The organism is Monashia sp. HAY1-11D, assembly GCF_056868035.1.
Genome location: NZ_CP200320.1, coordinates 1,147,946 through 1,160,339, shown reverse-complemented (window position 1 = coordinate 1,160,339; position 12,394 = coordinate 1,147,946). Strand labels below are relative to the sequence as shown.

The following is a 12,394-nucleotide window of genomic DNA, read 5'->3' as shown; positions in this document are numbered from 1 at the left end:
GACGGTCGGCCGGTCCGGCGACGGGTCGACGGGCGGTTCAGATGTCTGTGGTGCGGCGGCCGGACCCCGGGAAGGAGCGCGGCAGCCGGGTGCGGACCGTTCTCATGAGGCGACGCCTCCGGCGGGTCAGGCGCATCCGTGACCCTCGCCAGGTACGTCGCACCACGACCTCGGGTGCCGGGGACGTCGAGTCTCCGGCGCGCCGGGGGCGTCCGGCCGATCCGGCCGACCCCGTCGGCTCGTCCACGAGACCGAAGGCCGCGTCGACGGCGGCCAGCGCCGACAGATAGGTGTCGACCTCACCGCCCCGGTCGGGGTGGTGGGCGGCCGCCGCCCGCCGCCGCTGCCGAACCCACTCGGCGCGCGCGGTCGGGTCGGCGGGCCCGCCGGGAGGCATCAGGGCTCCTGCGCCGGGGCCGTCGCCGCCGTCGCGGAGGTCGCGGAGGTCTCGGAGGTCTCGGAGGTCTCGGAGGTCTCGCCCGGAGCGGTGACGTCGGCGACGACCACGTCGACGGGCGTGTGGGTGATCCCCGTGACGGCCGCACGGACCAGGGTCGCCGTCGTCTGCGCGGGGACACCCCAGTCCAGGACGACGTGCACCGTGGTGCTCTGCGGACGAACCTGGACGCCCGGGACGCTGCGACCTGGGTAGTGGGTGGCCACCTCGCCGAACGCGCCCCCGTGCAGGCCGGCGACGCCGGGCACGGCGAGCACCGCCGCACGCACGGCGTCGGCCGTCTCGGGGGCCGCGGGTTCGCCGGGCACGTCCGGGTCTCCGGTCACTGGACGCGGGGCTCGCTCTGCTGCCCCTGCGCCTCGTCGTCGGTCGAGCCGTCGCTCTCGAGGAAGACGTCCTGGACCTCGATGTTCACCTCGGTCACCTCGAGACTCGTCATGCGCTCGACAGCGGTGATGACGTTGCGGCGGATGCCCTGGGCGAGGTCGGCGATGGAGACGCCGTAGTCGGCGACGAGCTGCAGGTCGACGGCGGCCTGTCGTTCACCCACCTCGACCGAGACCCCCATCGAGTGGTTGGTGCGGCCACCGGGGATGCGCTCGCGGAGGGCACCGACGGCGCGGGCGGCACCGCCGCCGAGGGCGTGGACGCCGGAGACCTCGCGCGCCGCGATTCCGGCGATCTTGGCCACGACGGTGTCGGCGATGGTCGTCCTGCCCTGCTCGGTGACCAGGGGGGACAGCGCCCCTCCGCCCGCGCCGCCGGCGGTCGTGCTCGCGGCTGGCGGGCGGGTCTGCATGTCGCTGTGCGTTTCGCTCATCGCGGGCTCCTTGGGAGAGGGGATGGGGCCGGGTCACGACGTCACAGCCCCCGAGACGTCGCATGCTGGACGTACCCGAAACCGGTGATCTTCGACACGTCCGTCCTTTGCGCGCATGACGCGAGTTCCGCTGCAGATCTCGCGTTCTGGGTATGTCAGCCCCGGGAGCGCTGTGGCGCTCGAAGGGAGACGATGATGAAACCGCTCCGTTGGCTGGCTGCTGGTGTTGTCTGGATACTCTCGGGGGTCGTCGGTCTCGTCGGCGTGCTGCTGTGCGTGACCGTCCTGCTGCTGCCGCTCGGCATACCGGTCCTCATGCTGGCGCGCCGGCTCGCCTCGCTGGGGGCCCTGCTGGCCCTGCCGCGGGCTGCGCGGCATCCGGCCGAGGAGGCCGGGAAGCTGCTGAGGCGGGGGAAGAAGGACGCGGCAAAGGCGCTGAAGGGTGCCAAGAAGGACGCGGCCAAGAAGTCTCGCAGGGCCAGGAAGAAAGTCGCCCGCGCATGACGAGCTCACACTCGGGGTTACGTGAGGAGGCGGCGTGAAGAAGGGTCTCGTTCTCGCAGGTGCTGCGGCTGTCGCGGCCGCGGTGGCCGTGCCGAGGTTGTTCCCCGAGTGGGCCAAGGTGCTGGCCCGCCTCGCGAAGCCGGCCGCCGAGGCCCTGAAGCCGGTGACCGGTGCGGTCCGGACGGCCCGCTCGTCGGTGCGCGCGGACGCCGTGGGTGACCGGCTGTCGGTGCCCGGGCCCGGAGCGACCGGCACCTGACGCATCGGACCGCCACGCGGAGGGGGCGTGACGGCTCGCACTTTCCAACGGCACATCCGACGGCACATCCGCATCCGGCGGGGGCGGTGCTGCCGTGCCCGGGCACCCGCCTGCCCGCGGGGAGCCACCGCGGGCACCTGAACGCTGTCACCTCACGAGGGAGCCGTGATGCCAGAGCGTGGATCGGGGTACATGGCACGCCCTGCGCCGAGCGGGCTGGCCGACGTCATCGAGATCATCCTGGGCAAGGGTCTCGTCATCGACGCGTACGTGCGCGTCTCCGTCCTGGGCATCGAGCTGCTGACCCTCGACGCGCGCATCGTGGTCAGCAGCGTCGACACCTACCTGCGCTTCGCCGAGGCCACGAACCGGCTCGACCTCGAGGCCCGGGGTGGCCCCAGCCTCGTCGAGGTGGCCGTCGAGGGCGCCGGCAAGGCGGTGCAGGCCGTGGCGACCGACGTCGTGGAGCACAAGGTGGAGCACGTGGTCGAGGCCGTCGAGGAGAAGGTCGAGAAGGTGACCGACGTGGCGGAGTCGGTCGCCGGCACCGTCGCGGACAAGGCCCGCGAGCTGATCGACAAGGTGCTGCCCGACGACGAGTCGGGCGATGCGGACGACGAGGACGACCAGGAAGGCGAGGGGGACGACCGACACCGCGAGGGTGACGGGGCCGGCGAGGACGGCCCGACCAACCGCGCCAGCAAGGCCGGCGCGACCGGCAAGGCCGGCAAGAAGGGCCACACCCGCACGCCTGCCAAGAAGGGTCGAGCGCCATCTCCTGCCAAGAGCGGCCAGGTCAAGAAGCCGCGCAAGCGGTGACTCGGGCCCGATCAGGTCAGCGGGCGGATGGAGGCGCGCACCTGGAGGGGCATCTCGAGGAGGTGCACCCCGGCAGGTTCGTCGTCGGCGAGAAGCAGCTCCATGGCCCGCTGACCCATCTGTTCGTAGGGCAGCCGGGCGGTCGTCAACGCCGGCCGCATGTACGACGCGATCTCGTCGTCGTCGAACGAGGCGATGGACACGTCGTCGGGCACGCGCAGACCGTGCTCGGCCAGCGCCTGCTGGACGCCGAACGCGACGCGGTCGTTGAGGCACAGCGCGGCGGTGATCGGCGCTCCGGACTCGAGGAGACGCTTGGTGGCGTCATAGGCGTTCCACGGCTCCCACTCCTCCATGTCGGCGATCGCGACCGGCGTGACCCCGACCTCGTCGAGCGCTCGGTGGATCCCGTCGAAGCGGTGGCCGATCGTCACCGAGACCCGTGGGGTGACGCGGGCGACGGGTGCGTTGCCGATGATGGCGATGCCGTCGCGATGGCCGGCGTCGAGGAGCTCGCGGACGACGGCATACCCTGCCTTCTCCTCGTCAGGCAGGATGGAGGCCGGAACGGTCGGGCTGACGCAGTTGACCGTCACGGCGGGCAGGCCCTGGGGGAGCGTCGGCAGGTCGATGAGACGAGCCGCGACGGCGCCGAAGACGAGCCCGTCGACCTGGCGGTCGATCATGAACGCCAGTGCCTTGTCGAGCTGCTTGGGGTGCTTGAACGTCTCGGCGATGAGCAGGCCCTGGTCATGGTCGTCGGCGACGTCGAGCAGCCCCCTGATCATGGCCGATGCGAAGCGGGTCACCGTCACGTCGTCGGAGATGAAGCCGAAGGTGCCGGTCTTGCCCAGGCGAAGGGAGCGGGCGGCCGGGTTGGGGCGGTAGTTGAGCTCGCGGGCGGCCTTGTGGATGCGGGCCACGGCGTCGGCGGACAGGCGTGAGCCGGGGCGGTTGTTGAGCACGAGGCTCACGGCGGTCTTCGACATCCCCGCGCGCTCGGCGACGTCGGCCAGCGTCGCTCGTCTGTTCACGGCGCCATCCCTTCCGTGTCGTCCGTGTGCCTGTGCCATGCCGTGTGGGCTCCTCAACGGGCGCCTGCTTGGGAGCGTACCCCAGGGTAGGTCTCTCAGGCGCCGTGCGTGCTGGTGGAAAGGTTTTAGCAAAGTCTTGTGCGCGGTGCTCGTCATCCACTACGGTCTCGGGCTGAAAGGTTTTAGCAGAAGAGACCTTTTGACGACCCGGAGGAACCAATGAAGCTCACCTCGACCACCACGCGCGTTGCCGTCGGACTTCTCGCGGTCACGCTGCCCCTCACGATGGCCGCCTGCTCCAAGGGCGGCAGCAGCTCCTCCTCCGGCGGCGCCGGCGGCGGTGAGCTGACGATGTGGACCCACAACGCCGGCAACAAGGGCGAGCTCGCGGCGATCACGCAGATCGTCAACGACTACAACGCGAGCCAGAAGAAGTACAAGGTCAAGATCCAGGCCTTCCCGCAGGACTCCTACAACCAGTCGGTCGTAGCGGCAGCCGCGTCCAAGAAGCTGCCGTGCATCCTCGACATCGACGGCCCGAACGTGCCCAACTGGGCCTGGGCCGGCTACCTCGCGCCGCTCGAGGGCCTCGACTCGACGCTGTCGAAGTTCCTCCCGACCGTCATCGGCAAGTACGACAACAAGACGTACTCGTACGGCTACTACGACGTCGCGCTCGTCATGGTCACGCGCAAGACGATCCTCGACAAGTACGGCATCCGCGTCCCGACGGTCGACCAGCCCTGGACCAAGGACGAGTTCGAGGCGGCCCTCAAGAAGATCAAGGCCTCGGGCGACTTCCAGAACCCGCTCGACATCGCGACGAGCTTCACCGGTGAGTGGTGGCCCTACGCGTACTCGCCGATGCTGCAGAGCTTCGGCGGTGACCTCATCAACCGCACCGACTACAAGTCGGCCGAGGGTGCGCTCAACGGGCCCAAGGCGGTCGAGTGGGCCAAGTGGTTCCGTAGCCTCGTGACCGACGGGCTCGTGCCGCTCAAGTCGGGTGCCGACCCGGCCAAGGACTTCATCAACGGCAAGTCCGCGATGCTCTACAACGGCACGTGGACCGCCGTCGACGCACGCAAGGCGTTCGGCAAGGACACCCTCTTCCTCCCGCCGCCGGACCTCGGCAACGGCCCGAAGATCGGTGGCGGCTCGTGGCAGTGGGGCGTCTCGACGAACTGCTCCGACCCGGCCGGAGCCATGGACTACATGAAGTTCGCGGCGCAGGACAAGTATGTCGCGAGCGTCGCCCGCGACACGAACAACATCCCGGCGACCGACGCCGCGGCCGCCCAGGTCAAGGGTTACGAGCAGGGCGGCGAGAACCAGGTGTTCCTCGACTACGCCAAGAAGTTCGCCGTGCTGCGCCCCGTGACCCCCGGATACCCGTTCATCGCAACGGAGTTCACCAAGACCGCCCAGGACATCCTCAACGGTGCCGACCCCAAGCAGGCGCTCGACCAGGCAGTCAAGGACATCGACGCCAACCAGAAGTCCAACGGGTACTTCCAGTGAGCTGGTGACGAGCCGGATGCCGCCGGGCGGGTGCGCTCGACACGCCCAGACGTGCGCCCGTTCGGCGGCATCCATCCTCGACCCTCCACGAAAGGAGATGGACGATGACGACCATCACTGCGACTGAGAAGGCCTCGGCCGTCACCACGCGAAAGAGCAAGCCACTCCAAGGTTCCCGCTCGTCGACGACGACGGCGCTGCTCATGCTGGCGCCGGCGGCGGTCCTGCTGACCACGTTCCTCCTCGTGCCGATCGGGCTGACCTTCGGTCTCGCGTTCACCAACGCGCGGCTGATCAGCCCACGGCCGGCGGAGTTCATCGGGGTCGACAACTTCGTCCGGCTCTTCGAGGACGAGACGTTCTGGGCGTCGCTGCGCAACACGATCATCTTCGCCGCCGTCATCGTGCCGGTGCAGTCGGCGTGCGCGCTCGGTCTTGCGCTGCTCGTCAACGTGAAGATGCGTGGGGTCAACTTCTTCCGGACCGTCTACTTCCTGCCGGTGGTGACCTCGATGGTCGTCGTGTCGATGCTGTGGCTGTTCATGTACCAGAAGAACGGCCTCATCAACCAGGTGCTGCTCAAGTTCGGGATCGTCGGGCCGGACTGGCTCGGCGACCCGAAGACGGCGCTCATCGCCATCATCCTCATGTCGGCGTGGCAGGCGATGGGCTTCCACATGGTCATCTGGCTCTCCGGGCTGCAGACGATCCCGGCCGACCTCTACGAGGCGGCCGAGCTCGACGGGGCCGGCACGTGGCAGAAGTTCCGCTTCGTCACGTGGCCCGGCCTGCGGCAGACGCGGACGTTCATCCTCATCACGATCACGATCGCGGCGTTCGCGCTCTTCACCCAGGTCAACATCATGACCCAGGGCGGTCCGCTCGACTCGACGTCGACGGTCGTGCTCATGGCGGTGCGCACCGGGTTCCAGCAGCAGCAGACCGGTTACGCCTCGGCGATCTCACTCGTGTTCTTCGTGCTCGTGCTGGCCGTCACCCTCGTCCAGCGCTACTTCACCCGAGACAAGGACGTCGTCCGATGAGTGCCACGACCACCTCGACCCGCACCGGGGGTCGGCTCGACATCGCTGAGCCGACCCCCCCGAGACACACCGTGGGCGGCGCGAGCGGCCACTCGGCCCACGCTGGCTGCTCGCGCTCCTCGGCCGCATCGTGCTCTGCCTCGTGTTCGGGCTGCCCCTGCTCTTCATGTTCGTCAGCAGCTTCAAGCCGGACCTGCAGATCTTCAGCGACCTCGGCAGCATCAAGGCGTTCCTGCCCACCGGGGACATCTCGCTCGACAACTACAACGGCGTGTTCGGACGAGTTCCTTTCGCGCAGTTCATGATCAACTCGGTCATCATCACCGTCGTGACGGTCGTCCTCGGGGTCGTCGTCAACTCGATGGCCGCGTTCGCGCTGGCCCGGATCCGGTTCAAGGGCAGCGGGCTCGTCCTGGGTCTGATCCTCGCGACGCTCATCGTGCCGTTCGAGACGCTGGCCCTGCCGCTGCTGTGGTGGGTCAACAAGCTGCCATTCCTCGGGCCCGACGGGATCAGCGAAGGCTGGCTCGACACCTACCAGGTGCAGATCATCCCGTTCGTCGCCAACGCGTTCTCGATCTTCCTCTTCTACCAGTACTTCGACTCCATCCCCAAGGAGCTGGACGAGGCGGCCAAGGTCGACGGCGCAGGGTGGTTCCGGATCTACCGCAGCATCGTCATGCCGCTCGCCGGCCCGGCCGTCGCGACCGTCGCGATCCTCACCTTCCTGCCGACGTGGAACCAGTACCTCTGGCCGCTCATGTCGGTGCAGTCCGAGGAGCTGCGACCGGTCATGGTGGGTATCGACTACTTCAAGCAGCTCAACACCTCATGGGGGCAGATCATGGCGTACGCGTCGATGATCACCGCTCCCGTCCTCGTCCTCTTCATCGCCTTCCAGCGTTCGTTCATCAACTCCATCGCCAGCAGTGGCGTGAAAGGCTGATCGTGTTCAAGCTTCCCGAGGCGTGGGTGTGGGACTTCTGGCTCGTCGACGACGGGTCGGACTACCACCTCTTCTTCCTCTACGCCTCACGCTCGCTGCGTGACCCGGACGCCCGGCACTACCGGGCGTCCGTGGGGCACGCGGTGTCCTCCGACCTGGTCCACTGGGAACGCGTCGTCGATGCGCTCGTGCGCTCGGACGCGCCGGCGTTCGACGACCTCGCGACGTGGACCGGGTCGGTGGTGCGGCATCCGGACGGCCGGTGGTTCATGTTCTACACCGGGTCGACTGCGGTAGCGGGGACCGGCGCCAACGTCCAGTCGATCGGGTATGCGACGTCGACCGACCTGCTCACATGGGACAAGGCGCCGGGTCCGGTGCTGTCGGCCGACCCGCGGTGGTACGAGAAGTTCTCCGACGGGCACTGGCACGACGAGGCGTTCCGCGACCCGTGGGTGTTCGCCGACCCCGACGGCGACGGGTGGCACATGCTCATTACGGCACGGTCGGCTCAGGGGCCGGCGGGCGACCCGTCGGACACGGTCGACCGGGGCGTCGTCGGACACGCGTGGTCGGCAGACCTCGAGACCTGGGAGCTGCGGGAGCCGCTCTCGGAACCGGGGCAGGGGTTCGGGCAGCTCGAGGTCTTCCAGACCCACGTCGTCGACGGCCGCGAGGTGCTGCTCTTCAACTGCCTGGCCGGCGACGCCTCGGAGGCCACCAAGGCGACGGGGACACCGGGCGGGGTGTGGATCGCCTCGGCGAAGTCGCCGCTCGGGCCGTACGACATCGCGGGGGCCCGCCTGATCGACGACCCGACGCTCTATGTCGGCAAGTTCATCGACGACCGCGAGACCGGCGAGACGAAGTTCCTCGCCTTCCGCAACGAGTCCGACGGTCAGTTCGTCGGCGAGATCACGGACCCGTACGCCGTCAGCTGGGACGGCGACCGTCTCGTCCTCACTCAGGACGAGGTGTCGTCAGGCACGCACGCCTGACCTGTTGCGACCTGCAGCCGGTTGGTCTCGACTCCGAGGCCAACCGGCATGGTCGCGTTCTGTTCTCCGCGGCGTGTGCTGATCGACGTGTCCGAACACCAACCGAAAGTCTCGACATGTCAACGTGTTGAGGGGCCCCCGCGGTCAGCGGGGGCCGACCGAATCAGCTCATGATCCGGATCTCTGAGGGTCAGACGGGACGTGGCTGTTGGGGAGGGCAACCGCAGCTTTCCCGGAGAACGAGCTGGACGGGCAGGATATCGGACGCCGTTGGGGTCTCGGGTTGTTCGATGCGGTCGATGAGGAGTCGCACCACCGTCGCCCCCATGGCCTCCATCGGCTGGCGGACGGTGGTGAGCTGTGGGGAGATCAGTCGCCCGGCGACGACCCCGTCGAAGCCGGTCACTGCAACCTGCCCGGGCACGTCGATCTTGGCTTCCCTCAGGGCGTCCATGAGCGCCAGCGCAACCTCGTCGTTGGCGCACACGAACGCGTCGGGGATTGCTTGACGCTGTGCGAGATCCGCGATGGCTTCTCGATAGTTGCCGGCCGCGGCCATCGGTTCGGTGGGCACGGGAAGTTCAGCGGCCCGCAGCGCGGCTCGGAGCGCCTCGAAACGCTCCTTGCGGTCTGAGTCGAAGGTCGGGCCGACGAAGCGCAGGTCGCGCATGCCGTGTACCTGCACCAGGTGCGCGGTCAGCGCGTCTATTCCTGCCGCGTTGTCCACGCAGACCCGGCTCAGCGTGTCATCGCCGGGCTGAGACATGAGCACTACCGGCAGCCGCTCGGCGATGTGGCGCAGGTCCACGTGCTCCGCCATGCCGGAGAACAAGAGGGCTAGACCGTCAACCCGGCCTGCGATGTCGGTGAGCACCGCCTCCGCGTTGGAGGGCCTGGCGCCGGCGATCATGACGGCGTACCCGCGGCGCCAACACTCCTGCTCGACCCCGCGCTGGACCTCGTCCACGAACTGCGGGAACAAGCGGTAGTCCGCGTTCGGATCGGTCGCTCCCGGGTCTTGGACGTGTGCGAGCTCGAGGGGAGCGACTGGCCGGTAGTCCAGTGATATCAAGCCCAGGGCGCCGGTTCGACCACCTGCCAGCCCGCGCGCACTGCCGCTCGGGATGTAGCCGAGCTTCTCGGGCGGCGGCGTGGACCAGCTCGCGTGTCGACTCCTTCACCTTCCCGGGTCGCCGGAAGGTGAACGACACCGTTGCGATCGAAACACCAGCTCGCTCCGCGACGTCATACACCGTCGGACCCTTGGTCACCAGAGGCACCTCCTGACCTGAAGCATATGCGCTTAGACAGGGCGCGGATGTTCGTCGCCTGAGGACGGCGGGGTGCTCGAATCCGGTCGGCCGGAGCTCTTGTCAGCGGCGTGATCAATGCGCTTAAATAACGCTTGTAGGCAGGATCTAAGCGCATTGACTTGCACGGCTCATCGGAAGGAGCGAGCAATGGCTTCCATGCCCGAGAGCGCCCGGACGGCAGGTCGGGGTCAGGTCCGGCCCATCCCGCAGCGGCGCACGGCGCCTCCGACGACCCGGATCTGGCGCGGGATCGACAGCTGAAGGCGATCGTCCGCTCTGACCAGCGGGCGCAGCGCCAGCCGCTCACGGCCCACGAGGCCCTGACCACGCAGGGTCACGGTCAATGGACCGTCGCCTCTGCAGAAGCCCCCTGGCTGCACATCGTCACGGCACGCCCGCGACGGCATACAGCATCACCGACGATGGATGGAGAAACATCGATGTTGCAGATGAAGGCAAAGGGCGCGGTGGTCATCTTCGTGTCCGCCGCGATACTGCTCACGGCATGCGGCAGGAACAGCGAGGCGTCGCAGGCGCCGGCGCCGGCCGGGACGGTCGCCGCAGGTCCCGCGACGGGAACGCTCAACGTCTGGGCCCAGGCGGAGGAGGCGGCCGCCCTGCCGGCCTTTGCCGAGGAGTTCGAGAAGCTCAACCCGGATGTGAAGATCAAGGTCACGGCGATCCCGTGGGACGCAGCGCACAACAAGTACCAGACCGCGATCGCCGGTGGCTCGACTCCGGACATCGCCCACATGGGCACCACGTGGATGAGCGACTTCGCCGATGCCTTCGCGCCCACACCGACGTCCATCGACACCAGCGACAACTTCTCGTCGGCCGTGAAGTCCACCCAGATCGACGGCACCACCTACGGCGTCCCGTGGTACGTCGACACGCGGGTGGTCTACTACCGCAAGGACCTCGCCGCGAAGGCCGGCTACACCACGTTCCCCTCCACCTGGGCCGACTTCAAGGCCATGGCAAAGGCGATGCAGACCAAGGCCGGAGCCAAGTGGGGGATCAACCTTCCGGCAGGCGGCCCCAGCTCCTTCGGGTCGGTCCTTCCCTTCATGTGGTCGGCCGGCGCCGACCTGATGAACGCAGACCAGACGAAGTGGACCTTGGACACCCCTGCATGGGTCGACGCGATGAAGCGCTACCAGAGCTTCTTCACCGAGAAGATCGCCACCACCGCTCCCGACACCGGCGCAGGCGCCCCCGACGCCGCTTTCGTGAACGGCTCGATCCCGATGATTCTCGGCGGTCCGAGCTACCTCGGCACCCTCGTCACGGCTGGCGGACCGGCCATCAAGGACAAGATCGGCGTGGCACGAATCCCCACGGACAAGTCGTCAACCTCGTTCGTCGGCGGAGGCGACCTGGTGGTGTTCAAGAAGAGCCAGAACCAGGACGCGGCGTGGAAGTTCATCCAGTGGCTGATGAAGCCGGAGGTCCAGGTCAAGTGGCAGCGGACGCTCGGCGACCTGCCCGCCTCGAAGACCGCCTGGAAGGACCCGGCGCTTGCAAAGGACCCGGTGCTCTCGGTCTTCGGTGAACAGCTCACCGACACCAAGGCGCCGCCGGCGATCCCAGCCTGGAGCCAGGTCAGCGACGCCGGCGACGCCGCTCTCGAGCAGATCGTGAAGTCCGGAGCGGACCCGGCCACGACGATGCAGAGCCTGCAGGCCACCGCCGACTCCATCGGCACGCAAGGCTGACCATGCCACGCGCTCTGGTCCCGGCCGGCACCGTCACTGGTGCTGGCCGGGCGGACCCGACGGATCAGACGAAGGCGTCCCAGGGGCGGCGCCGCAAGCAGGCGCTGGTGGGCTGGTTGTTCGCGTTGCCCTACGTGCTCACATTCGCGATCTTCATGCTGGTCCCACTGGTGTCCTCGTTCCTGATGTCGTTCACCGACTTCACCAGCCGCGACGTTCAGGACCCGCTGGGCGTCGACTTCGTCGGCCTCCAGCAGTACACCGACCTCTTCGGCAATCCGCAGTTCCGCAAGTCGATGGTCGTCACCGCCTACTTCGTGGTCGTCGGCATTCCGCTCACCATGATCGTGGCGCTGGCCCTCGCGTTGGCGTTGAACAGCGGGATCCATCGGTTCCGCACCGCGTTCCGAGTGGGGTTCTACACACCGGTCGTGACGAGCATCGTCGCTGTTGCCGTGGTGTGGCGGTTCATCCTGCAGGACGACGGGCTGATCAACGCCATGCTGGGATGGATCGGCATCCACGGACCGGACTGGCTCAACAGCACCACCTGGGCGATGCCCGCCATGATCCTGATGGCGGTGTGGCGCAACATGGGCACCTTGATGGTCATCTTCCTCGCCGGCCTGCAGACCATCCCGGAGTCGGTGAAGGAGGCCGCCGCGATCGACGGCGCCGGTCGCTGGACGATCCTCCGCCTGATCACGCTGCCGCTGTTGCGACCAACCCTCCTTCTGGGGGCGGTTCTGTTGTCCGTGGGCTATCTGCAGTTCTTCGAGGAGCCGTATGTGATGACGAAGGGCGGTCCCCTGGACTCCACGCTCTCGGTCACCTACTTCACCTTCAACCAGTTCGGGTTCGGCAAGTACGGCACGGCCTCCGCGGCGAGCTACGTGCTGTTCGTCGCCATCGCGCTGCTGAGCCTGGTCCAGTTCCGCGCATTGCGACCAAAGGACTAAGGG

The 12,394-nt window shown here is 68.0% G+C and carries 14 protein-coding genes; 9 read left to right on the top strand and 5 right to left on the bottom strand.

Going from position 1 to position 12,394, the window contains the following annotated elements; all coding sequences use genetic code 11:
- Nucleotides 1-37: 37 nt before the first annotated feature.
- Genes AC1VM9_RS05395 through AC1VM9_RS05385 form a run of 3 tightly spaced genes read right to left on the bottom strand, consistent with a single transcriptional unit; the run spans nt 38 to nt 1,277 of the window.
- Complete coding sequence (locus tag AC1VM9_RS05395; protein WP_481342037.1) at nt 38-397, bottom strand: hypothetical protein; 360 nt, start codon at nt 395-397, stop codon at nt 38-40.
- Nucleotides 397-765, bottom strand: a complete 369-nt coding sequence (locus AC1VM9_RS05390; RefSeq protein WP_481344790.1) for an Asp23/Gls24 family envelope stress response protein — start codon at nt 763-765, stop codon at nt 397-399. Before AC1VM9_RS05390 ends, AC1VM9_RS05395 begins: the two co-directional genes overlap by 1 nt.
- 14 nt (nt 766-779) lie before the next feature.
- Complete coding sequence (locus AC1VM9_RS05385) at nt 780-1,277, bottom strand: Asp23/Gls24 family envelope stress response protein (RefSeq protein ID WP_481342039.1); 498 nt, start codon at nt 1,275-1,277, stop codon at nt 780-782.
- An 84-nt stretch (nt 1,278-1,361) separates the two neighbouring features.
- On the opposite strand from AC1VM9_RS05385, the gene AC1VM9_RS05380 reads away from it, so the two are divergent.
- From AC1VM9_RS05380 to gvpJ, 3 genes are all read left to right on the top strand, one after another.
- Entirely contained in the window at nt 1,362-1,781 is a 420-nt protein-coding gene (locus AC1VM9_RS05380) for a hypothetical protein (RefSeq protein ID WP_481342040.1), read from the top strand.
- Between the two features lie 34 nt (nt 1,782-1,815).
- The gene (locus AC1VM9_RS05375) at nt 1,816-2,040 is read left to right on the top strand and encodes a hypothetical protein (RefSeq protein WP_481342041.1); all 225 of its coding nucleotides are present in this window, start codon (nt 1,816-1,818) and stop codon (nt 2,038-2,040) included.
- Nucleotides 2,041-2,208: 168 nt separating this feature from the next.
- Nucleotides 2,209-2,859, top strand: a complete 651-nt coding sequence (gvpJ, locus tag AC1VM9_RS05370) for a gas vesicle protein GvpJ (RefSeq protein WP_483121610.1) — start codon at nt 2,209-2,211, stop codon at nt 2,857-2,859.
- A gap of 11 nt (nt 2,860-2,870) precedes the next feature.
- Here gvpJ and AC1VM9_RS05365 read toward each other — a convergent pair whose 3' ends face one another.
- Nucleotides 2,871-3,893, bottom strand: a complete 1,023-nt coding sequence (locus tag AC1VM9_RS05365; protein WP_481342043.1) for a LacI family DNA-binding transcriptional regulator — start codon at nt 3,891-3,893, stop codon at nt 2,871-2,873.
- A 219-nt stretch (nt 3,894-4,112) separates the two neighbouring features.
- On the opposite strand from AC1VM9_RS05365, the gene AC1VM9_RS05360 reads away from it, so the two are divergent.
- The 4 genes from AC1VM9_RS05360 to AC1VM9_RS05345 all read left to right on the top strand — a co-directional run bounded on the left by AC1VM9_RS05360 (nt 4,113) and on the right by AC1VM9_RS05345 (nt 8,401).
- Nucleotides 4,113-5,414 (top strand): ABC transporter substrate-binding protein, encoded by a 1,302-nt coding sequence (locus AC1VM9_RS05360; protein ID WP_481342044.1) that lies wholly within the window; start codon nt 4,113-4,115, stop codon nt 5,412-5,414.
- Nucleotides 5,415-5,518: 104 nt separating this feature from the next.
- On the top strand, nt 5,519-6,457 hold the full coding sequence (locus AC1VM9_RS05355; RefSeq protein ID WP_483121608.1) for a carbohydrate ABC transporter permease: 939 nt from the start codon (nt 5,519-5,521) through the stop codon (nt 6,455-6,457).
- Nucleotides 6,458-6,599: 142 nt separating this feature from the next.
- Nucleotides 6,600-7,403 carry a carbohydrate ABC transporter permease gene (locus AC1VM9_RS05350; protein ID WP_483121607.1) on the top strand — a complete coding sequence of 268 codons (804 nt, stop codon included), beginning with the start codon at nt 6,600-6,602 and terminating at the stop codon, nt 7,401-7,403.
- A gap of 2 nt (nt 7,404-7,405) precedes the next feature.
- A complete protein-coding gene (locus tag AC1VM9_RS05345; RefSeq protein ID WP_481342047.1) occupies nt 7,406-8,401 on the top strand; it encodes a glycosyl hydrolase family 32 in 996 nt (331 codons plus the stop codon).
- A gap of 190 nt (nt 8,402-8,591) precedes the next feature.
- On the opposite strand, the gene AC1VM9_RS05340 is transcribed toward AC1VM9_RS05345, so the two are convergent.
- Nucleotides 8,592-9,383 (bottom strand): LacI family DNA-binding transcriptional regulator, encoded by a 792-nt coding sequence (locus tag AC1VM9_RS05340; RefSeq protein ID WP_483121606.1) that lies wholly within the window; start codon nt 9,381-9,383, stop codon nt 8,592-8,594.
- A gap of 771 nt (nt 9,384-10,154) precedes the next feature.
- Here AC1VM9_RS05340 and AC1VM9_RS05335 point away from each other — a divergent pair.
- Together AC1VM9_RS05335 and AC1VM9_RS05330 are read left to right on the top strand one after the other, a co-directional pair.
- Nucleotides 10,155-11,432, top strand: coding sequence for a sugar ABC transporter substrate-binding protein (locus AC1VM9_RS05335; RefSeq protein WP_483121604.1), 1,278 nt, complete (start codon nt 10,155-10,157; stop codon nt 11,430-11,432).
- Nucleotides 11,433-11,434: 2 nt separating this feature from the next.
- Nucleotides 11,435-12,391, top strand: a complete 957-nt coding sequence (locus tag AC1VM9_RS05330) for a carbohydrate ABC transporter permease (protein WP_483121601.1) — start codon at nt 11,435-11,437, stop codon at nt 12,389-12,391.
- Nucleotides 12,392-12,394 lie beyond the last annotated feature (3 nt).

What these genes read in the sequence shown, in the direction of transcription:
- AC1VM9_RS05330 (WP_483121601.1), top strand. Translation starts at nt 11,435, where the DNA reads ATGCCACGCGCTCTGGTCCCGGCCGGCACCGTCACTGGTGCTGGCCGG.
- AC1VM9_RS05395 (WP_481342037.1), bottom strand. Translation starts at nt 397, where the DNA reads ATGCCTCCCGGCGGGCCCGCCGACCCGACCGCGCGCGCCGAGTGGGTT.
- AC1VM9_RS05355 (WP_483121608.1), top strand. Translation starts at nt 5,519, where the DNA reads ATGACGACCATCACTGCGACTGAGAAGGCCTCGGCCGTCACCACGCGA.
- gvpJ (WP_483121610.1), top strand. Translation starts at nt 2,209, where the DNA reads ATGCCAGAGCGTGGATCGGGGTACATGGCACGCCCTGCGCCGAGCGGG.
- AC1VM9_RS05385 (WP_481342039.1), bottom strand. Translation starts at nt 1,277, where the DNA reads ATGAGCGAAACGCACAGCGACATGCAGACCCGCCCGCCAGCCGCGAGC.
- AC1VM9_RS05335 (WP_483121604.1), top strand. Translation starts at nt 10,155, where the DNA reads ATGTTGCAGATGAAGGCAAAGGGCGCGGTGGTCATCTTCGTGTCCGCC.
- AC1VM9_RS05360 (WP_481342044.1), top strand. Translation starts at nt 4,113, where the DNA reads ATGAAGCTCACCTCGACCACCACGCGCGTTGCCGTCGGACTTCTCGCG.